The 20,371-nt window shown below is 58.5% G+C and carries 19 protein-coding genes; 12 read left to right on the forward strand and 7 right to left on the reverse strand.

The features are described 5' to 3' along the window. The first annotated feature begins 14 nt into the window (after nucleotides 1–14). Nucleotides 15–2,513 (forward strand): prolyl oligopeptidase family serine peptidase, encoded by a 2,499-nt coding sequence (locus GC165_06920; GenBank protein MBI1332595.1) that lies wholly within the window; start codon nucleotides 15–17, stop codon nucleotides 2,511–2,513. Between the two features lie 53 nt (nucleotides 2,514–2,566). Continuing rightward, a complete protein-coding gene (locus GC165_06925; GenBank protein MBI1332596.1) occupies nucleotides 2,567–3,649 on the forward strand; it encodes a M24 family metallopeptidase in 1,083 nt (360 codons plus the stop codon). Between the two features lie 57 nt (nucleotides 3,650–3,706). Here the strand turns inward: GC165_06925 and GC165_06930 are convergent, their stop codons facing one another. From GC165_06930 to GC165_06940, 3 genes are all read right to left on the reverse strand, one after another. Then, nucleotides 3,707–4,426, reverse strand: coding sequence for a PEP-CTERM sorting domain-containing protein (locus GC165_06930; GenBank protein ID MBI1332597.1), 720 nt, complete (start codon nucleotides 4,424–4,426; stop codon nucleotides 3,707–3,709). 124 nt (nucleotides 4,427–4,550) lie between these two features. Then, entirely contained in the window at nucleotides 4,551–5,225 is a 675-nt protein-coding gene (gene rnc / locus GC165_06935) for a ribonuclease III (protein ID MBI1332598.1), read from the reverse strand. Then, nucleotides 5,222–6,496: an aminotransferase class I/II-fold pyridoxal phosphate-dependent enzyme gene (locus GC165_06940; GenBank protein MBI1332599.1), complete on the reverse strand. Its 1,275-nt coding sequence runs from the start codon at nucleotides 6,494–6,496 to the stop codon at nucleotides 5,222–5,224. Before GC165_06940 ends, rnc begins: the two co-directional genes overlap by 4 nt. Between GC165_06940 and GC165_06945 the strand changes: the two genes are divergently transcribed. The 3 genes from GC165_06945 to GC165_06955 are packed head-to-tail and all read left to right on the forward strand — an operon-like array spanning nucleotide 6,426 to nucleotide 8,686. Further along, a complete protein-coding gene (locus GC165_06945; protein MBI1332600.1) occupies nucleotides 6,426–7,418 on the forward strand; it encodes an iron chelate uptake ABC transporter family permease subunit in 993 nt (330 codons plus the stop codon). The two genes, GC165_06940 and GC165_06945, sit on opposite strands and share 71 nt — an antisense overlap. An 18-nt stretch (nucleotides 7,419–7,436) precedes the next feature. Next, nucleotides 7,437–7,904: a 6,7-dimethyl-8-ribityllumazine synthase gene (locus GC165_06950; protein ID MBI1332601.1), complete on the forward strand. Its 468-nt coding sequence runs from the start codon at nucleotides 7,437–7,439 to the stop codon at nucleotides 7,902–7,904. Next, nucleotides 7,904–8,686, forward strand: coding sequence for a TSUP family transporter (locus tag GC165_06955; protein MBI1332602.1), 783 nt, complete (start codon nucleotides 7,904–7,906; stop codon nucleotides 8,684–8,686). The genes GC165_06950 and GC165_06955 overlap by 1 nt, the downstream gene beginning before the upstream one ends. A gap of 214 nt (nucleotides 8,687–8,900) precedes the next feature. Here the strand turns inward: GC165_06955 and GC165_06960 are convergent, their stop codons facing one another. Beyond that, nucleotides 8,901–9,881 carry a quinone-dependent dihydroorotate dehydrogenase gene (locus tag GC165_06960; protein ID MBI1332603.1) on the reverse strand — a complete coding sequence of 327 codons (981 nt, stop codon included), beginning with the start codon at nucleotides 9,879–9,881 and terminating at the stop codon, nucleotides 8,901–8,903. Between the two features lie 103 nt (nucleotides 9,882–9,984). On the opposite strand from GC165_06960, the gene GC165_06965 reads away from it, so the two are divergent. Continuing rightward, the gene (locus GC165_06965; GenBank protein ID MBI1332604.1) at nucleotides 9,985–12,105 is read left to right on the forward strand and encodes a DNA topoisomerase IV subunit B; all 2,121 of its coding nucleotides are present in this window, start codon (nucleotides 9,985–9,987) and stop codon (nucleotides 12,103–12,105) included. Here the strand turns inward: GC165_06965 and GC165_06970 are convergent. Genes GC165_06970 through GC165_06980 form a run of 3 tightly spaced genes read right to left on the reverse strand, consistent with a single transcriptional unit; the run spans nucleotide 12,102 to nucleotide 15,648 of the window. Next, nucleotides 12,102–13,313, reverse strand: a complete 1,212-nt coding sequence (locus GC165_06970; protein MBI1332605.1) for a 4Fe-4S dicluster domain-containing protein — start codon at nucleotides 13,311–13,313, stop codon at nucleotides 12,102–12,104. The two genes, GC165_06965 and GC165_06970, sit on opposite strands and share 4 nt — an antisense overlap. Next, entirely contained in the window at nucleotides 13,313–14,251 is a 939-nt protein-coding gene (locus GC165_06975) for an FAD-binding protein (GenBank protein ID MBI1332606.1), read from the reverse strand. The genes GC165_06970 and GC165_06975 overlap by 1 nt, the downstream gene beginning before the upstream one ends. Then, the gene (locus GC165_06980; protein ID MBI1332607.1) at nucleotides 14,230–15,648 is read right to left on the reverse strand and encodes an FAD-binding protein; all 1,419 of its coding nucleotides are present in this window, start codon (nucleotides 15,646–15,648) and stop codon (nucleotides 14,230–14,232) included. The genes GC165_06975 and GC165_06980 overlap by 22 nt, the downstream gene beginning before the upstream one ends. Nucleotides 15,649–15,729: 81 nt before the next feature. Between GC165_06980 and GC165_06985 the strand changes: the two genes are divergently transcribed. The 6 genes from GC165_06985 (at nucleotide 15,730) to GC165_07010 (ending at nucleotide 20,361) form a co-directional block, all read left to right on the forward strand. Beyond that, a complete protein-coding gene (locus GC165_06985) occupies nucleotides 15,730–16,680 on the forward strand; it encodes a ring-cleaving dioxygenase (protein MBI1332608.1) in 951 nt (316 codons plus the stop codon). Then, nucleotides 16,677–17,267 carry an alpha/beta hydrolase gene (locus tag GC165_06990; GenBank protein ID MBI1332609.1) on the forward strand — a complete coding sequence of 197 codons (591 nt, stop codon included), beginning with the start codon at nucleotides 16,677–16,679 and terminating at the stop codon, nucleotides 17,265–17,267. Before GC165_06985 ends, GC165_06990 begins: the two co-directional genes overlap by 4 nt. Nucleotides 17,268–17,405: 138 nt before the next feature. Next, nucleotides 17,406–17,888 carry a hypothetical protein gene (locus tag GC165_06995; protein ID MBI1332610.1) on the forward strand — a complete coding sequence of 161 codons (483 nt, stop codon included), beginning with the start codon at nucleotides 17,406–17,408 and terminating at the stop codon, nucleotides 17,886–17,888. A 6-nt stretch (nucleotides 17,889–17,894) separates the two neighbouring features. Next, on the forward strand, nucleotides 17,895–18,638 hold the full coding sequence (locus GC165_07000; protein ID MBI1332611.1) for a YebC/PmpR family DNA-binding transcriptional regulator: 744 nt from the start codon (nucleotides 17,895–17,897) through the stop codon (nucleotides 18,636–18,638). Then, complete coding sequence (locus GC165_07005; protein MBI1332612.1) at nucleotides 18,635–19,720, forward strand: rhomboid family intramembrane serine protease; 1,086 nt, start codon at nucleotides 18,635–18,637, stop codon at nucleotides 19,718–19,720. Before GC165_07000 ends, GC165_07005 begins: the two co-directional genes overlap by 4 nt. Continuing rightward, a complete protein-coding gene (locus tag GC165_07010; GenBank protein ID MBI1332613.1) occupies nucleotides 19,708–20,361 on the forward strand; it encodes a DUF374 domain-containing protein in 654 nt (217 codons plus the stop codon). The genes GC165_07005 and GC165_07010 overlap by 13 nt, the downstream gene beginning before the upstream one ends. Nucleotides 20,362–20,371 lie beyond the last annotated feature (10 nt).

The raw sequence follows: 20,371 nt of genomic DNA on the forward strand, positions 1-20,371 counted from the left end.
GCTATGCTCCAAGCGTGAAATCGTTCAGCATCCCCTGCATGTTCCTGGCGGGCTTTGCGTTCGGCCAAACGACCAACCCGCTTGAAACCGAGGCCTACCTGACGCCCCCAAAGGAGATCGCGAGCTACTTCGACCTCCCCCGCTACAAGCAGTTCACGCTCTCGAACCTCAACAGTTCGCGAACGTGGTTCGCCCGGGTGAAGTCGCGCGGTCAGGTCCTGCTGAGCGATCTCGCCAACCCGTACGAGAACATGGCGGGATGGATGATCGACTGCCACGCCAACCGCGCGCGAACGATGTCGTACCGTACCGGCGAGTCCATCGTCCTCACCAACGCCGCCACCTTCGAGGAGCGGGAGATCAAGCCTCCGACCGGAGCGTGGGTGAGCAACCCGTCTTGGTCGCCCGACGGCCGCACGCTGATGTTCCTGGTCCACACGCCGGATGCCTCGACGATCTACCTCCACGATGTGGGGCGCGACAAGACGTGGCAGTTGACGTCGCATGCGCTCCTCGCCTCCCGAGTTTCGCCCGAGTGGGTCGGAAACTCCAAGAGCATCATCGGTATCTTCGTGCCGAGCAATCGCGGGCCAGAGCCGGTCGCGGGTCCGGTGGCGGCCCAGCCAAAGGTGCAGGTGACGAACAAAGACGCCAACCGCCTGCGCACCTACCGCTCGCTGTTGCAAAACGAGCTCGACAAGAAGCGGTTGGAGTACTTCATCACCGGGCAGTTGGAAGTCGTCGACATCGCCAAGGGCGGGGAAAAGAAGATCGGCTTGCCGTCGATGGTCAGTTCGATCGACTCTGCGCCTTCTGCCGATTTCTTCCGCGTGACAACGGTCGAGAAGCCGTTCTCCTACCTCGTTCCGGCGTCCGAATTCGGGACGACCGAGGGTATCTGGGATACATCTGGCAAGGTCCTGACCGTGCTCGACACCAACAAAATGCAGGAAGGAAATCCTGCGCCTCCACCCCCCGGAACGCCGACCACCCCGAGCGAGCAAGCACCGCGTCGACAGATGATGTGGGCGCCGGACGGCAACGGACTGATCTACGTTCGCACCGCTAACGCTGGCTCGAAGACAGATGATGTCTTCGGAAGCGAAGCCTCCCAGCGCCGCCGAGGTGGCCCCGGCGCGGCCGCCCAGCAGTCGACGAAAGAAGAGTTGGTCAGCTGGTCGCCGCCGTTCCGGCCCGAAGACGTGAAGGTGCTGTACACCAGCGAAAAGGGCTTCAGTAACCTCGATTTTTCGCCCGACGGCAAGAAGATTTACTTCACCGAATCGACGAACGGGACGACGACGGAAGTCGAAGTCGGCTTGGCCGACTCGGCCAAGCGGAACCTGTGGAACTGGAAAACCGGGAACCCGATGGAACTCGCGGGCAACCCAGTTCTGACCCCTAACCAGTTCGGCGTCAGGACCCTCGATCTATCGCCCGGATTCGTCCTCCTCCAAGGTACTCATACCGGTCGAAATGCCGAAAAAGAGCCGCCACGACCCTTTCTCGACTCGTTCGATGTGGCCAGCGGCAAGGTGAACCACGTGTGGGAGTCGGCCGAAAACGCCTATGAAGCCATCGACGGGATCGTCTCGCCCGACGGCTCAAAGCTGGTGATCGACCACCAGTCGCCCACCGAAATCTCGAACAACTTCCTGTTTGAAAACGGCAAGATGGGTCAGCAGATCACCCACAATGCGGACCTCGCTCCGGACCTGACGGGGGCGAAAAAGTATCGGCTCCAGGTAACGCGCGCAGACGGAATCAAGTTCTGGGTCAATGTTTCGATGCCGGATTGGTACGTCGAAGGGCAGAAATTGCCCGCATTCTTCTGGTTCTATCCCCGCGAGTATGACGATCAGGCGGCCTACGACCGAAGCGCGGTTGTGCGCAACAAGAACCTGTTCCCGAACCTGGGAGGCAGCCCGAAGCAACTGTTGCTTCGCCGCGGATGGGCGCTGGTCGAACCGGATTGCCCCATCATCGGTCCGCGCGAACGAGTCAACGACTTCTACGTCAACGACCTGCGCAACAACCTCTCGGCGACCATCGATTTGCTGGATGCCAAGGGGCTAATCGACCGGACCAAACTGGCGATTGGCGGACACAGCTATGGCGGCTTCAGCACCGCCAACGCTTTGGTGCACACACCGTTCTTCAAGGCGGGCATCGCGGGCGCCGGGAACTATAATCGCACCCTCACGCCGCTCGCGTTCCAAAGCGAACGCCGCACGCTGTTCGAGGCTCCGAACACGTACCTAGAGATGTCCTCGCTTCTACACGCCGAGAACATGAGCGGCGCGCTCCTGATGTACTGCGGAATGGAGGATCAGAACGTGGGCACCGACCCAATCAACTCGATCCGCATGTTCAACGTGCTGGAGAGCATCGGCAAACCGGCGGCTTTGTATATGTACCCGTACGAGGACCACGGACAGATCGCCCGCGAATCGCTGATGGATCAGTGGGCGCGTTGGATTCCGTGGCTGGACAAGTACGTCTTAGGGAAATAGATAGAGGCTATGCCGATGCCGCTGGGCCAAGACTTGGGGAATACTAGACGCATATGCCCCGAGTTCAAAAGCTGGCCCAGTACCTCAACGATTCCGGTTACGACGCGTTCCTCGCCCAGACTCCGGTTTCGATGGGATACCTTTCCGGCTTCTTCGAAGATGGCCACGAGCGGTTTCTCACGTTCGCCATCCACAAATCCGGTCAGTCGCGCCTCATCTGTCCGGCGCTGAGCCAGATCCAAGCGAAACGCATCGGCATCGAAGACATCCGCGCCTGGCGCGATGGCGAGGACCCCATCGAGCATTTTCTGGACATGGCCGAGGACTGGAATCTGCGATCTGGCGTCATCGCCGTCGACGACCACATGCCAGCCAAGATGCTCATCGAGATGCAGACGGCCTTGCCCGCCGCCCTCTTCAAGCCGGGCGGACTTGTCATTGCCGAGCTGATGGCCCGCAAGGACGACGCCGAACTCGCCTTGATGAAGCGAGCCGGGCAGATCGCCGACGAAACCTACGACCTGGTGAAGGGGAAGCTCCGTGAGGGCATCACCGAGCTCGAAGTTCGCGAGATGATCGAAGCGGAGATGAAAAACTGGGGCGGCGAGCCGCAGTTCTGTAGCGTCTGTTTCGGCCCCGGGTCGGCCGAGTCGCACCACATCAACAACAAAACGCGCCTTAAGCCCGACACCATCGTGCTCATCGACTTTGGCTGCACGTACGAGCACTACTGCTGCGACATCACGCGCACTTTCGTTTTCGGTAAGGCGACCGACGAGCAGAAGAACCTTTATCGCATCGTCTATGAGGCGCATGAGGCCGCTCGCAAACTCGGCCGGGTTGGCATCAAGCCGATGGACATGGATTCCGCCGCGCGAAAAGTGATCGAGAACGCCGGGTACGGCGAGTTCTTCACCCACCGAACCGGCCACGGCATCGGGATGCAGGTCCACGAAGAGCCGAACATCAACTCGACGAACGATAAGCCGTTGGAACACGGAAACTGCTTCAGCATTGAGCCCGGGATTTACTTGGAAGGGAATTGCGGCATCCGGCTGGAGAACCTTTACTACTCAACCGACGACGGCCTGGTCTCGTTCAACCAGCCCATCAGCCCCACGCTGTTAGAGGTCTAAACGCAAAAAAGCCCCACCTTCCTTAGGGGGGCTTTTCAAAGCGATAGCTCGGTCTCTTTACTTCTTGCGTCGTCGAAGCAGGGCGAGTGCTCCGATGCCGAGCACGGCGAACGAAGCGGGCTCTGGAACCGGGGTCGTGTGGCCTCGGTTGATGAAGCTGGCCACACCGCCAAGACCGATAATCGATCCGATGCTGCTGGCGGCAAACTGCTGCGGCGCGCTGTCGGTCGGGGTCGTCTTGATGGTGATCGGCGTCGCGATTTCCGGTACTGGCGGAGTCGGCGGCGTGAACGAAGCGATCATCGGACCTTCGGAAACCGAGGTTCCCGGAGCGGCGGCGATCATCGGCGTGGACACGGAATCGGTCACCGTAGCCGAAGAAAGGGCGTACGGTCGGATCGGTCCACGGACGAACGGATTGGCGCACTTGGCGCGGAGGATCGCATTGCCATCCTCGTCAACAAAGGCAGGCGTACCCTTCTTGAAGAAGGAGACGTGAGCCTTGATGATGCCGGTGTCCGGCGCGCTGTAAATGGTGTAGTAGCCCGACTCTTTCAGAGTTCCGAGGTGCAGAGAGCCAACAAACTCGAGAACCTCGTCTTTGGTCATCGAGAAATGGCGCATGAACCGATCAGCAACCTGCTTGTCCGACTTGATCTGTGCGATCAACTCGGGAACAGAGTTCGCCGGCTTATTGATGAATGCATTCAGCTCGGGGCGCGCCATGGCAGAGCCCGCGAGTCCGGTGATGAGCGCTCCTACAAAGATTCCCTTCATTTGTAATTACCTACTTTCAAGCTATCGCTAGATACGTTTGAAGACAATGAGCCAGCAATTTCGGTGCCCCTGGGACCATTTGCCCGTAAGTATGCCCGAGAACCCGTATTATTGCTAGTGCCCGCTACATGCGAACGTTACGCCGGATGACTTCAATGGCTTCGGCGGCCGCTGCCTGCTCGGCCTCCTTTTTAGATCGACCGGTGCCCTCACCGATGACCTCTTCATCAAATAGTACTTCAACTGTGAACTTTTTATCGTGAGCGGCGCCAAATTCATTCAAAACACGGTAATTCGGCGTCTTTCTCCAAATCGCCTGGGCGATTTCCTGCAGTTTCGACTTATGATCGTCGGGGTTCACGTCTCCGCTGCTGATGCGCAGAAGGTATGGGTTCAATTGTTCAAGAATGAACCAGCGAGCTACCTCAAGACCCGATTCCAAATAGATTGCGCCGAAGATCGCTTCGACCACATCGGCGAGGATGGAAGGGCGTTGACGTCCGCCAGTGGTCTCTTCGCTCGCGCTCAACTCCAAATGGGCCTCAAGTCCCAGCTTCTTGGCGATCTCGGCCAGTGGAGCCTCTTGGACAACGCTGCTCTTGGCTTTTGACATCATGCCCTGGTCCCAATTCGGATGATGTTCGAACAGATACTGCGCGACAACCAGTCCCAGCACCGAATCCCCAAAGAACTCGAGCCGCTCGTAGCTCCGGCAGATGTCGCTCGGCGACGCCGAGCGATGCCGCATCGCCAGCCGAAACATCTCTTCGCTCTTTAGGGGGATGCTCTTAGGGATCATTGGCGATGCGAAAGCGCGTCCTTGATTCGGCGGACGCCTTCTTCGATGTTTTTGCGGCTGGTCGCGTAGCTCAGCCGGATGTGTCCGGCGCCCTCGAACACCGTACCGGGAACCACCGCGACGTGAGCCTTCTCCAACAGATACTCGGCGAGTTGGATATCGGTTTCGCCAGGAAGTAGGCAAGCCGAAATATCCGGGAATGCGTAGAATGCACCCTTCGGCGGCTGAATCTTGACTCCTGGAATCTCGGAAAGGAGCCCGACGATCAGGTTGCGGCGAATTTCGAATTCGGCTCGCATCTCTTCCACGCTCTCGGCAGGAAGATTGAACGCCACCACTGCGCCGCGCTGGGCGAACGACGTGGGGTTGCTGGTGACCTGATCTTGGAAGTTGCTCATCGCCTTCGCGACCGGGAGCGGGCTCGCGGCAAAGCCGATTCGCCAGCCCGTCATCGCGTAGCTCTTACTGCATCCGCCGACCGTGATGGTGCGGTCCTGGGTGCCGTAAGTGCCGAACGACCGGAACGTCTCGCCGTAGATCAGTCGCTCGTAAATCTCGTCGGCGATGACCCAGAAATCGTGCTTTTGGGCCAGTTCGGCGATGCCGCGAAGAATATCGTCCGAGAGGAGGCCGCCGGTCGGGTTCGACGGGCTGTTCAGCAGGATCGCCTTGGTACGATCCGAGACCGCTTCCTTGATCTGATCGATGCTCGGCACGAATCCGCTCTCCGCCGAGGTGTACACGACCTTCGGCACGCCGCCCGCCAACTGAACCTGGTCGGCGTAGGTCATCCAGTACGGCGCGATGAGAATGACTTCGTCGCCCGGATCGACCAACACCTGCATAGCGTTGTAGATGCTGTGCTTTGCGCCACAGCTCACGATGATCTGCTCCGGCGCATAGTCCAGGCCGTTCTCGCGACTCAGTTTGCCGCAGATCGCCTCGCGAAGCTCCTTGATACCCGCCGACGGCGTGTATTTCGTAAAGCCGCTATCCAGCGCTTCTTTGGCCGCGTCACAGATCGGTTTGGGCGTGTTGAAGTCGGGTTCGCCCGCGCCAAACGAGATCACATCGACGCCCTCTGCTCGCAAAGCATTCGCTTTTGCAGTGATCGCAAGGGTCGGAGACGGCTTAAGAATATTTGTTCGCTGCGAAAGAGACAAGGTTTTCAACGCACTTTGAGTATAACCTTTAGGCGAAATGCAGAAGTCCTCACGAATCCTTTTGGTGGTGGCTTTCTGCGCCCTCGTCTTCGCCTTCCTGCTCCACATCGGGCTGGGTACGAACGGATTCACGACGCCGCTCGATGTCGCTCGCGAACTCCTGCGCGGCAACCGAGGCGATACGGCGGCAAACTCCATCGTGTGGACCTTCCGCCTAACTCGGGCGACCCAGGGTGTGCTCGTAGGAGCGATTCTGGGTGTTTCTGGTGCCGCGCTCCAAACCCTTTTCCGTAACCCGATCGCTGAGCCGTACATCATCGGAGCGTCTTCCGGGGCCGCCGTGGGAGCCGCCGTCGTCAACATGCTGGGGTTCGGGTTCGCCCTCTTCGGGCTCGCGATGCCAATCGCCGGGTTCGTGACTGGCCTGGCATCGCTGATGCTGGTAACGGCCTTGGCCCGCCGCCGGGGGGTGGTCGAGACGCCAACTCTCCTTCTTGCCGGTGTGGTCGTTTCGACGATGCTGTCGTCCGTGCTGTCGTTCATCATCCTCTTCGCCGGTCGGGACCAGGGCCAAGTATTGCGCTGGCTGATGGGAGGCATTGATGGCGCCTTCTGGCCCCCAACGATCCTGATGGCCGTGGTTTTCGCCATCAGTTTTGGCATCCTGTATCGCTCCTCGGCGAGGCTCAACGCCCTATCGTTGGGCGAGGAAGCCGCGCAATCGCTTGGCGTCAACCCGCATCGAATGCGCGCCCTCGTTTTGGTTTGCGTGACCGCGATGGTATCCGCGACCGTTGGACCGGTGGGCATCATCGGCTTCGTCGGACTGGTCGCGCCGCATATGGCGCGAAAGATCGTTGGCGTCGACCTCCGCGCGTCGTTGCCTTTGTCGGGCATGATGGGCGCGTTGCTCCTGCTCTTGGCCGACACCATCGCCCAGCGCGGCAACCAAGGCTCGGGCTACCCGGTGGGCGTCATCACATCCATTTTGGGCGCGCCGGTGCTCTTGCTCCTTCTGAAGCGGCGCTGAGAAGCCATACTTACTGATATGAAAGAGATCCGCGGCAAAATGGACGCCTCCAAGCGGCAGTTCGCCGTCGTCGTCAGCCGTTGGAACGAGCTCATCACCAAGGAATTGCTGGCGGGTGCCCTTGCCGAACTGGAGAGTCACGGCGCCAAGAACGTGATCGTGGTCCATGTGCCCGGCACGTGGGAGATTCCTGCCGTCGCCAAGGGGCTTTTCGAATCGAAGAAACGGGTGGACGCCATTGTCGCCCTCGGGTGCATCATGCAGGGCCAAACTCCGCACGCCAAGCTCCTTGGCGGCGATGTAGGTGGTGCGCTGATGAGCCTGCAGACCGAATACGGTCGACCCGTCACGTGGGGCATCCTGACGCCAGATACGCAGGATCAGGCCCTGGATCGAGCTGGATTGAAGATGGGCAATAAGGGGCGCGAGGCCGCTCTTGCCGCCATCGAACTGGCCGATGTGCTCGGTCAGATAGAATCCCTTTAATGTCGCTTTCTTCCATTTCGCCGCTCGATGGTGCGATTCTGTTCGTTGCCAGCGCGGTGGCCAGTGGAATCAATAGCGTCGCGGGCGGGGGATCGCTGGTCTCCTACCCGGTCATCACCATGTTGATGGGGCCGGGTTTCGAGAAGATTGCCAACGCCACCAACTCGGTCGGGCTCTTCCCCGGATCGTTTGCGGGCGGCATCGGCTTTGGAAAGGAAAACCTCGAGAAGACCGGCGTCTACTTTCGAAAGTTGCTGATCCCGACGACGCTCGGCTCCATCGCGGGAGCCCTCCTGCTTCTGAACACGTCCAACACGGCGTTCAAGATCATCATCCCCTTCCTCATCCTCTTCGCGTCCATCCTGCTGTGGTTTCAGCCGAAGGTCAAGCAACTCCTGGCGAGCAAAGAGCACGTCACTGTGAGCCCGGCATTCGGCATGATCCTGCAATTTATTGTGTCGGTCTATGGCGGCTACTTCGGTGCGGGAATGGGCATTATGATGCTCGCCAGCTTCGCCCTCTACATGGAGGGCACCACTCACGAGCTAAACGCCGTCAAAAGCTGGCTGGGGACGATCATCAACATCACCTGCTCGATCGTTTTTGTCATCAAGCGGCTGGTGCTGTTCAACGTCGCGATCGTGCTGGTTTGCGGCAGCATAGTGGGCGGCTTTGCCGCCGCGCGTATGTCGCTGAAGGTGAACCCAGACAAGCTCCGCTTCTACATCGCGATCTACGGCTTCATCATGACCGTCTACTTCTTCAGCAAGCTCTTCTTCTAGCTGTGTCTCTGAAGCTTAGGCAGGTTCGAAGGATGGACCAACGATATCAGTGGGAGGGACGAAGATTCGGGCGCTCCCTCAGTGCCGAGGCTTGGGCCTAAATTTTGAACCTGAAAGCAGAGGTTCTGAGGGTTTTAAGAGCCGAATCGCCCAACAGCGTCCCGCTTACACAAAAGAACTGAGCCAAGATTACGAATCTGTGCACGGCCAAAACCTAGCCCAAAAGCCTCGGAACCAGACCCGGCCCGCCGTAAATCCAACCTGTGTAGATCTGCACCAACTCCGCCCCAAGCTCGCGCTTCTTCAGATAGTCCGCCCGGTCGAAGACCCCGCCGACTCCGATCAGCGTCATCTCCGGCGGCGCAAGGCGCTTCAGTAGAGCCAGCACTTCGTTCGACCGCTCGTACACCGGCCGACCCGACAGCCCGCCCGCCTGCGCGACCAATGCTGCATCCTTCGTCTGCAAGCCTTCTCGCGAGATCGTCGTGTTCGTCGCGATGATGCCCGTCAGCCGCATCTCGACCGCAACCCCCAAAATCTCCTCGATTGCGCTCTCTGCCAGGTCCGGCGCGATCTTCACAAACAGCGGTTTCTCGGCGTTCACGTCCCGTAGCGCGCCAAAAATGCGCAGAAGCGGCTCCTTGTCCTGCAAGGATCGCAGACCTGGCGTATTGGGGCTTGAGACGTTCACCACGAAGTAATCTCCATGATCTTGCAGGACCGAAAAGCTCTGGCGATAGTCCTCGTGGGCTTCCTCCAGCTGAGTGATCTTCGATTTCCCTAGGTTCACACCCACCGGAATCTTTGGGTGGCCCTTCGCCAACCGATCCGCCACCACCTGCGCGCCATCGTTGTTGAATCCCATGCGGTTGATCAGTGCCTTATCGTCCGGCAGCCGAAACATTCGCGGCCGGTCGTTGCCCGGCTGGGCGTGCCACGTCACCGTGCCGATCTCCACATATCCGAACCCGAAGCGATGCCACTGGTCCACGGCCAACGCGTTCTTGTCGAAGCCCGCCGCGAGCCCGATCCGGTTGGGAAATCGCACACCGAACAGTTCGACCGGGTCCCGTTCAAGTGGCGTGGAAGGACCAGGAATCAGCCCGGCGGCGATGAGGTGCATGACCTTTTCATGCACGTTTTCGGGGTCGATTCGAAAGGCGAGCGGACGGAAGAGCGACTCGTAGAGACCCACCCCTTCATTCTACTTGGAACGCCTCCGCCCATCCCCTGCGCCTTCCCGGCAATTTGAACCGTCTGTAGGGTAGAATCTAGGTTCAACCGCTCCCCCTTTCCCCATGTCTGACCAAGATCTTTTCAACGACGATTTGCCCGAAAATCCGGCGGGCAAAGAAGACCAAGACGCCATCATCGATGAACTCGCCGGACGTGTGGACGGCGATTACGATGCGGCCCAGATTCAAGTCCTCGAAGGACTGGAAGCGGTTCGCAAGCGTCCCGGCATGTACGTTGGTGACAACGGAAAGCGCGGTCTGCACCAACTCTTCCGCGAAGTCATCGACAACTCGGTCGATGAAGTCCTCGCGGGCCACTGCGACCACATCATCGTCACCCTGTATGAAGATGGCTCGATCAGTTGCGAAGACAACGGACGAGGAATTCCGGTCGATACCCACGCCAAGATGGGCGTTTCCGCGCTCCAGGTCGTCATGACCGTGCTCCACGCGGGTGGTAAGTTCGGCGGCGAGGGTAGCGGCTATAAGACCTCAGGCGGTCTGCACGGCGTCGGCGTTTCGTGTACCAACGCGCTGTCGATTTGGATGGAATCCACCGTCAAGCGAAATGGCAAAGTCTATCGCCAGCGCTACGAGCGAGGAATTCCGCAGGGCGAAGTAAAGGAGATCGGCGTCGTCAGCGATGACTCGACCGGTACCTCCCAGCGATGGATGCCCGATCCCGAGGTTCTCTCCGAAACCAAATACGACGCGCACATCATCAAGACGCGAATGAAGGAGCTCGCCTACCTGAACCCGAAAACCAAGTTCGAGTTCATCAGCGAGATCACACCCGAGGATGGCGAGGTCTTCTTCTTCGAGCGAGGCATCACTCAGCTCGTCCAGGACCTCAACGACAGCCATGACACCCTGCACAACGTCATCCACTTCAAACGGGTCCGCGAGTCGAGCGAGATCGAAGTGGCCATGCAGTACCACGATGGCTACAACCTCACTATTCTTGCGTTCACCAACAATATCCACAACCCAGACGGCGGTACCCACGTTTCCGGTTACTCGACGGCTCTGACGCGAACGATCAACTCCTACGCCCGAAAGATGAACTTCTTGAAGGAGAAGGACAATAACCTGCAGAACGATGACGTGACCGACGGTCTGACCGTCGTCATTTCGCTCCGAATCGGCGATCCGTCGTACAACTCGCAGGATAAGGTCAAGCTGGTGACCCCAGAAGTTCAGGGTCTTACCAACTCGCTCGTAGGCGATGGCCTAATGACGTTCTTCGAGGAGAACCCGAACATTGCCCGCAAAATCGTCGAGAAGGGCATCATTGCCCAGCGCGCCCGCGAGGCCGCGCGAAAAGCGATGGAGAGCGTTCGCCGAAGCTCGTCGATGGACACCTTTGGCCTCCCCGGTAAGCTTGCCGACTGCCAATCAAAGGATCCGACGAAGTGCGAAATCTTCCTCGTCGAGGGTGACTCGGCAGGCGGTTCGGCCAAAAGCGCACGCGACCGAACCACTCAGGCGATTCTGCCCCTCCGTGGAAAGATTCTCAACGTCGAACGTGCCCGTATCGACAAGGCGCTCGACAACGAAGAAGTTAAATCGCTGATCGCCGCACTTGGCGTCGGCGTCGACCTTACCCTCGGCCGCAAGCAAGTCGAAGACGAGGACGATCAGGGCGAACTGGAGTTCAACGGAAACGGGAACGGTAAGAAGAAGAAGGACCCCAAGGAAAAAGAAGTCGAATTCGACATCAGCAAGCTCCGCTACCACAAGGTCGTCATCATGACCGATGCCGACGTGGATGGCGAGCACATCCGCACGCTCCTGCTGACGTTCTTCTACCGCTACATGAAGCCGCTGGTGACGGGTGGATACATCTACCTCGCCCAGCCGCCGCTCTTCGTTGTGAAGGTCGGTGCCAACGAGCGGCACTACGCGATGTCCGAAGAAGAGCGCGATGAGATCATCCGCGGCCTTAAGAAGAAGAATTTCTCGGTCACCCGCTTTAAGGGTCTGGGCGAAATGAACGCCGACGACCTGGAAGAGACCACGATGGCTCCCGATAAGCGCCGCCTGGTGCGCGTGAACTACGACATGGAATTCGATACCGAAATCGAGCACATGTTCTCACGGCTGATGGGCGACAAGGTCGAACCGCGACGTGAATTCATCGAGAAGCACGCCCGCGAAGCCGGCAACCTCGACTGGCACTACTAAACAAAATGCTCAAGGCCGATGAACGCGGCTTCGAGTAACTCTGCCGTGTGCAGAACCATTGCTGATTTCTGTTCGCGGCATCCTTGGGCGATCCACGCATGGCATCCCGGATTTCCGGTGGCCACGATGTCGGCTTCCGTTTCCTGAATATGGTCCACCTTGCGGTCGAGCAACTGTCGCGCCATTTTCGGCTGGAGGATGTTGTAGATTCCCGCGCTTCCGCAACACATCATCGACTCGGGTAGCTCGACAAACTCCATGTTGGGAATGGCGGAAATGAGTTGCCGCGGCGGAGCCGTGATCTTCTGTCCGTGCGACAGGTGACAGGCGTCGTGGTACGTGACACGCTTTCCATCGAGCCCGGGGGCATCTTTCAGAAGGTCGGCCAAGCCGCTCGTGAGCAGGAATTCGGAAATGTCGAATGTCCGCCTGGCGAAGCCCGCGCCCGCTTCGCCGATGAGGCTCCCATACTCCTTCATCGTGCTTCCGCATCCAGCCGAATCCACGATAACGGGCAAGTCACCGTCGAGCGATTCGACCAGCGCGCCCGCCATCTTGGCTGCACCCTCCAGATCGCCGTTATGGGCGTGCAAAGCGCCGCAGCATCCTTGCTCCACCTCGCGCACGGTGTACCCAACCCGGCGCAGAAGTCGTTTCGTACATTCGTGAACGCGGGGGTACAGGACCCGCATCGCGCATCCGGTCAGCATGTAGACTTCGCCTATGACCGGCGTGTCGACTTCCAGAGCAGGAAACTTCGGAGTCGCTTGTGCTGTCGGCATTTCGGCTTCCGGCTCCTGCTTGGAGAGCAACCGCGAGACGAATCCCGGCACCTTGCCGCCGCAGATCACCTTGCTCATCGCTAACTGAGCCTTGAGGATCCTTGGGTTCGTAGTGCTCGCTAATAACGCTTCTTTCGCTAGCGAGACCGCGGTTTGGTCGACCTTATCGCGGGCGATTTCCAGGATCGCTCCGTACTGAACTGCGCTGGGGCACGCCGTTTCGCATGCCCGGCACCCGAGGCATAGGTCGAGGTGCGGCTTCACATCCTCCTTCCAAGCGAGCTTGCCTTCGATCGCGCTCCGCACGAGGTAGATTCGCCCGCGCGGCGACTCCAATTCGTTACCGGTCTCTACAAACGTCGGGCAGTCTTCCAGGCAGAATCCGCACCTAATGCAGTGGGTGGTCAGTTCTTCGAGGTCGTGCATCAGATGAATCCAAACTCCCCTGGATTGAGCTTATTCGTGGGGTCAAAAATCTCTTTCGCGCGCTTCATGAGCTTTTGCTCGGTTTCGCTGAACTCGGCCAGCGCATATTCGCCAACATGGGATCGCCAGACAAAGCCGTGCTTTGCGACGTCGAAATACTCTTTGTCCTTATTGTGAAGCGACTCGGCCAGCAAGAGACAACCAGCTTCATCTACATAGTGCTCCATTTGGTATTCGCCTTCGGCTGGCTCAAGTTGATCTTTTAGGTGCGCTCGAACAAGTCGCAGTCCTTCTGGAGTTGTTTGAAATAACTCGCCGTGATTTAGCTGGATTGGTGGCCACTCTCGCGGTAGGGTTTTGGGGCGAATTCGTAGCGTCACCTCGGCAATAACTCCAAGTGTATGGCGTGCACCAATCACCAGTTTATGAACGTCGAACCCAGTCACATTCTTCACAACATCGGCCCCCGACACAACAACCTCTCCAGACGCCAGGACAATCTTCATTTTGACGATCCAGTCTCGCCAGGAGCCTGCCGCTCCCATGTTCCAGTGAGGCAGATTCATGGCGATAAGATCGCCAATGCACTCTGCCTGGTTCTCTTCACGCAAGCCGACTGGAATTTCAAATCCTGAATCGTGCAGAAGCTTGTTGAGGTCCGACAAATACATGCCCGATTGAACCGAAACAAGTTGATTTTCAGCACTCAGCCAAAGAAGTTGCTTTAAGTTGTCGAGAAGCAGAAGGGAATCAGACGGTTGGTCTTTTGGGGGGCGCATCCGGTATTCGTCATGCCCGCCGACCCGAAGGACCCCACTTTTGCCGACAAGGCTTGCTAGTTCTTCAACCGAAGATGGCATTTGCCATTTGCTCGTGTCGAGGTCCGGGAATCGTTCCTTCATTTCCAGTTCTAGACTCACGACGCCACACCTCGCCATCGCATCCGATGTTCTGCACACCCTCGCTGATTCGGCAACACCTTGCACGGGTTGCACAGCGTTCCGTCATTGAAAATCCGCTTCGCCATCGCCTGTGCCTCCAGGTCCGCCGGAGAGAACATCAGCGGCATCAAATCCATCTTCTCCACCCCGATTCCATGCTCGCCACTCACCGACCCACCCAGTTCGATGCACTTCTTAATAATGATCTCTCCCGCCTCAATCACCTTTTCGACTTGCACCGCGTCGCGGTCATCGAAATAGAAGCAGGGATGTAAGTTTCCGTCGCCGGCATGAAAGATGTTCGCGACGCCAATATTCTTAGCTTTCGCTACTTCGTAAACAAAGTCAAGCATCTCCGGCAATTTCGACCGCGGAATCACGCCATCATGGGTCACAATGGTCGGAGCCAAGCGTCCCATTGCCCCAACGCCTTTCTTGCGCGCCGTCCACAGCTTTGCCCGTTCTTTCTCGTCTTGAGCAAGGCTGATGGTCAAACTGCCATTCGCCTCACAAACGCTCTTTACTGAATTCATTTCGGCAGAAACACCTGCCTCATCATCCCCGTCGCACTCAATCAAGAGCAAGGCTTGCGCATCGTCGGGAAACGAGAGCCCAAATGCCAGCGAAACCGCGTTCATGATCCCTCGATCCATCATTTCCAGCGCGGCCGGAATCGTGCCTGTCGCGATAATTCCTGCCACTGTCTCGGTCGCGCTTCGAATAGTAGGGAAGGCTACTAATGCGGTCTGAACGACGGTTGGTAATGGCGTTAGCTTCACCCACGCTTCCGTCACAATGCCCAGTGTCCCTTCCGATCCGCAAATCAGTCCCAAAAAGTCGAAGCCTGGTCCACAACCCAGCTTCCCGCCGATCTCCAGTACTCCGCCGGTCGGATCGACCATCGTCACGCCAAGTATGTGCTGAACCGTCACGCCGTACTTCAGCGTGTGCGGCCCTCCGGCGTTCTCGCCAATATTCCCACCGAGCGTCGAAACCGACTGGGACGAGGGGTCGGGTGCAAAGTGTAGACCGTCAGCTCGAACCGCGTCGGTAATCCGCCGGTTAGCGATCCCGGTTTCGGCTCGCAGGCATCGATTCTCAACGTCCACCTCCAAAATCCGGTTCATTCGCTTCGTCGAGATCACGACCCCGCCCAGAGCGGGCATCGCCCCTCCGGAAAGTCCCGTTCCAGCGCCCCGGCAGGTGAAGGGAATGTTGGTTTCCACGCACATCCGAACCACCGCGGCGACCTCCGCCGTTGACTCGGGCAGAACGATCACGTGCGGCTTGCTCTTGTCGACCGTGTAGGCGTCGCAGTCGTAGCCGCGCACAGCCGCCGCGCCGGTCAAGATTTGGTCGCCTCGAAGGATGGTTCGTAGTCCGGAATCAGACATTCCTAATCAGTAGTTTGCCATTCTCGCCGCGTTGTATGCTTCCATACAGCAGGGGCAATCCGGGAAATCGTACAAAGAACCATGATATTAGGAATCCACCACGTGACGGCCATCGCCAGTCATCCTCAGCCAAACGTCGACTTTTACGTCGGCGTTCTGGGCTTGCGGCTGGTGAAGCAGACCGTCAATTTCGACGATCCCGGCGTGTACCACCTGTACTATGGCGACGGCGTCGGATCGCCCGGTACGTTGCTCACCTTCTTCCCGTACGGTGACATTCTGCCCGGAAAGCGTGGGCGCGGCGAAACCATCAGCATGATGTTCGAAGTGCCGCCGGGCTCGCTGGATTGGTGGTGCACGCACCTGTCGGTCCAGAACATCCCGAATGGAATCGAGACGATTTTTGGTCGCCAGGTTGTATGGGCGCTGGATCACGATGGCATGCGCGTCGAACTGGAAGAAGCCGACGGCCCGACTGAGGTCGTTGAATGGAAGGGTTCAATCGTGCCGACGGATAAGGCGATTCGCCGAATCAAGCGGCTCACGCTAGCGCCAAACGATTTCGCTGGCATTGGCGATTTTCGCACGACCGAAGACGCTCTCACTGGCATGTTCGAAGCCGAAAAGATTGGGCGAGAAGGCACCAGGACTCGTTATCGCCTCGGAGACTCGGAGGTCGATGTCTACCGCGAAGAAGGGATGCCTCGCGCGCAGAATTCGGCGGGAACGGTTCACCATGTCGCCTTCCGAAACGCCTCGCCGGAGATTCAGGAGCAGTGGCTGATGAAGCTGATGAAGGCTGGTTTCCACACCAGTCCGGTCACCGAGCGCGACTACTTCAAGTCGATTTACTTCCGCGAGCCGGGCGGCGTACTCTTCGAGTTCGCCACCGACGGACCGGGCTTCCAGATCGATGAAGACGAACCGACCCTGGGCACGCACCTGAAGTTACCGAGCCGCTACGAGCCGTTGCGCCCGCAGTTGCAGGTCGTCTTACCCAAGCTGAACCTTGAGTTCGGGCAGGTGGTATGAGCTTCCAGGTCTACCGCGAGCCCGCCACCGACCCGGCCGTTCCGTTCGCCCTCCTGCTCCTCCACGGAACGGGAGGGACCGAGCGTGATCTAGTAGAAATCGGCAAGGCGCTGGTCCCGGGGGCGGCGATCGTGAGTCCACGCGGCAAGGTCCAAGAGTCGATCTACACCCGCTGGTTTCGTCGATTCGAAGAAGGTGTCTTCGACGAGGACGACATCCGTCGGCAAGCCGATGACCTCGCCGAATTCGTGAAAGGAGAGAATCAGCGGTTTGTGGGCATCGGCTACAGCAATGGGGCGAATATGGGGTCCGCTCTGATGACTCTTTACCCCGAAGTCCTCGACGGCCTCGTGATGTGGCGGGGAATGCAACTGTTTCGTGAGCCCGTCCAAAGTGATCTAAGCGGAAAGAAAATCCTGATGACCAACGGAACCGTTGATCCGATGGGACCGCTGGAATCGGCCCGAAGGCAAGCTGAATTCTTTCGCTCGGGTGGTGCGGATGTGACCCTGCGCGAACTTGGAACCGGTCATGGGTTGACGCAATCGGACTTCGAAATCACGCGTGAGTGGCTGAGTAAGTTCTAACGAAGATATATCCAGCAATGGCCCTGGTAAAGACGTCTGCAAGGCTTAAGGCACAACGGGGTGGATTGTTTCCGAATTGCATCAGGGGTCATTCCTTACTTCACGCCGACTGGACGAACCGCTTATAATGAACCCACCATGCGACGAAGCATGCTCATCGTCGGAGCCGCGTTGCTCGCGTCCTGTCATTCGGGCGGAGGTGCTCCGACGACCGACCAAAAGCTTGTCGAAGGCGATTGGGTTCTGGTCTCCTTCAAGGGTGACCCCAATGCGTTCGGCAGTCTTCACCTCAAGCCAGACGGCACATTCGAAGGCGAAATGGGCGACAAGACGCCAAAAGAGAACAAGTCGAGCAAGATCGCCGGAACATACATTTTGGATCGTCAATTCGTCTCTGACCAGTCCGTTCTCTTTGTCGAATTTACGGTCGCCACTATGGACGACAAGAACGCGCCGGCGGAAACAGTATTCCGGTTGGGTTTTGCACCCAAGTCCGAAACGCTCAGCGATCTTTTGAGCCAGATTTACACTCGACCGGGCAACGAAGGCAAGGTTCGGCAGATGCTTGAACGTCAGCGCGCCGTCCGGCGTGATTCGAAGCTGTCGCCTGTGCCAAAATGAATCCATATGGCAGGTCATAGTAAATGGAAAAACATCCGAATCCGAAAAGGGAAGCAAGATGCGATTCGCGGCAACCTCTTTACCAAGCTTAGTCGCGAGTTAACCGTCGCGGCGAAGAGCGGCGGCGGGGACCCAACTATGAACCCCCGTCTGCGCGTGGCAGTGGACAAGGCCAAAGAAGCCTCGATGCCCAAGGATAATATCGACCGGGCCATCAAAAAGGGTACCGGCGAAATCGAGGGTGTCAACTACGAAGAGATCGTCTACGAAGGCACCGGCCCCGGCGGCATCGGCATCATTCTCCAGTGCTACTCCGAAAACCGAAACCGAACCGTCGGCGAAGTTCGAAACGCCTTCAACAAGAATGGCGGATCGATGGCCGACAACGGCGCGGTGAGCTGGCAGTTCAAGTACGTTGGCCAGATTCAATTTCCCAAGGACGGCACCGACGAGGACGAACTAACCCTCGCCGCCCTCGAAGCAGGCGCCGAGGATGTGCAAAGCGAGGAGGATGTCATCACGATCGTAACGGCCATGAGCGACCTGCACAAGGTTAACGAGGCTCTGCGCGCGGGAGGTTATGATTCCAACGAAGTCGGCCTGACGTATATGGCAACGAACAAGGCCGAGCCGAGCATGGACGACCTGCGAAAGCTGATCAAACTGCTGGACGCCCTTGAAGAGCTCGACGACGTGCAAGAGACCTTTGTCAACGTGGATATCCCCGAGGAGTTGTTTGAGGAGGCTTGAGCTTACGCCAACGCGCTCCGATAGTTACGCTTCTTCTGATCGCCGCGAACATCGTTGCGGCGTTCTTCTTTTTGGTTCGTCCCGACCTCGTCGACACGTACGGATTTAAGGCGAGCGACCCGTCGTTCGTCACCATCTTCACGTCGATGTTCGTTCACGCGAACGCCATTCACCTACTAGGAAACATGGTGTTTCTGGCCGCGGTGGGGGCGGCGGTGGAGATCGCCACCGGCTCGCTTCGCTTTCTGGTCGTGTATCTAGTGTCGGGTCTTTTTGGCGTGACGCTGTTCTGGCTTTCGGTTCGCCACAATGTCGATGTTCCCCCTCTGGTGGGCGCGAGCGGCTGTATCTCCGGCTGTGCCGTCTACTACAGTCTTCGCTACACCAAGCTTCGGGTTCCGCTCGCGCCAAAGGCATCGGCGACGGTCGCCATCGTGACGCTGGTTTGGCTGGCGCTGCAGGTGGTCGGTGCGCTGGTTCGGGTGGGTGACACGCTTCCCGCCACCGGTTTCTTTGCTCACCTTGGTGGAGCCGTCGGCGGCACCATCCTCGGATTCGTGTTTCGAGCTCCCGATCTTGGTTCCAGGAGGTTAGGACATCAAGTGTACGAGGCGCTTAACGACCAGGGTCCAGCGGCGCAAATAGCCCACTTGCAGGAGCACCTAAAGTCCCATCCGGGCGACTTGGAGATGCATTTGAAGCTCGCCGAGGAGTATCAAGCTTTGGGGGACAAGAAGGAAGAGGCGGAGACGCTCAATGGCGTACTCTTCCAACTAAGCGGCGAACAGGTGGAAAAGGCGACCCTGCGACTACTAGAAATGCGAAAGCTGGGCGAGATCCCGCCCGTGCGACGACGCCAGCTTGCCGATAGGGTGAGCGAATCGACGGCGGCGAAGGTTCTGTGGACGATCGTTGAGATGCCCAAGAGTGAGGCTCAGAGGCCAGAGGCCCTGCTCGATCTGATCGGTCGGCTCCGAGAAGGCGAGCCCAAAGAGGCGTCGTTGGCGACCGATCTGCTTCTCGCCGACTACCCAACTCACAGCGTCGTCGAAATCGCCAAACAGCGAGGCTGGCTCGCGTGAGCGATACGCTCAAGGTTCGGATTCGCAAACGGGTCGCAATCTTTCTCGGCTATACCGCCGTTCGGTTCATCGGCAAGTCGCTGCGACTGCAGGTCGATGGGTGGGAGAAGTTCGAAGGGAACGACCAAAAAGCCATCTTTTGTGGCTGGCATGGCAAGTCGCTGATCTTTGCCAACTACTTTCGAAAGCGCGGTTACTGGGTGATCATCAGCACCAGCAACGACGGTGACATCCAAAACGAAATCTTCCTCAAACTGGGTTACCAAACCATTCGCGGATCGACAGCTCGTGAGGGCGTCCGCGCCGCCCTGCAAGGGGTCAAGAAGATCAAGGAAGGTGGCACGATGGCGATCACACCCGACGGTCCGCGTGGGCCAAGCGGCGTGGTGCAAGGTGGGGTCATGCTGATGGCGCACAAAGCAGGAGCCCGGTTGGTTCCGGTGGGAATTTCCGCCAAATCGGCGTTTTACGCCAACAGTTGGGACCGTTATATGCTCCCCAAGCCCTTCTCGAAGGCACGCATGATCTTCGGCGATCCGCTTACGGTTCCCGAGAACGCGAGCGAGGAACAGGTCGAGGAAGTCCGCCTCCAGCTTGAAAATGAGATCAAGCGGCTCGAGGCGTTGGCGAGCGACTGGTAACGGACCTATA

The sequence above is a fragment of the Armatimonadota bacterium genome (assembly GCA_016125185.1).
Classification (GTDB): Bacteria; Armatimonadota; Fimbriimonadia; order Fimbriimonadales; family Fimbriimonadaceae; genus Fimbriimonas.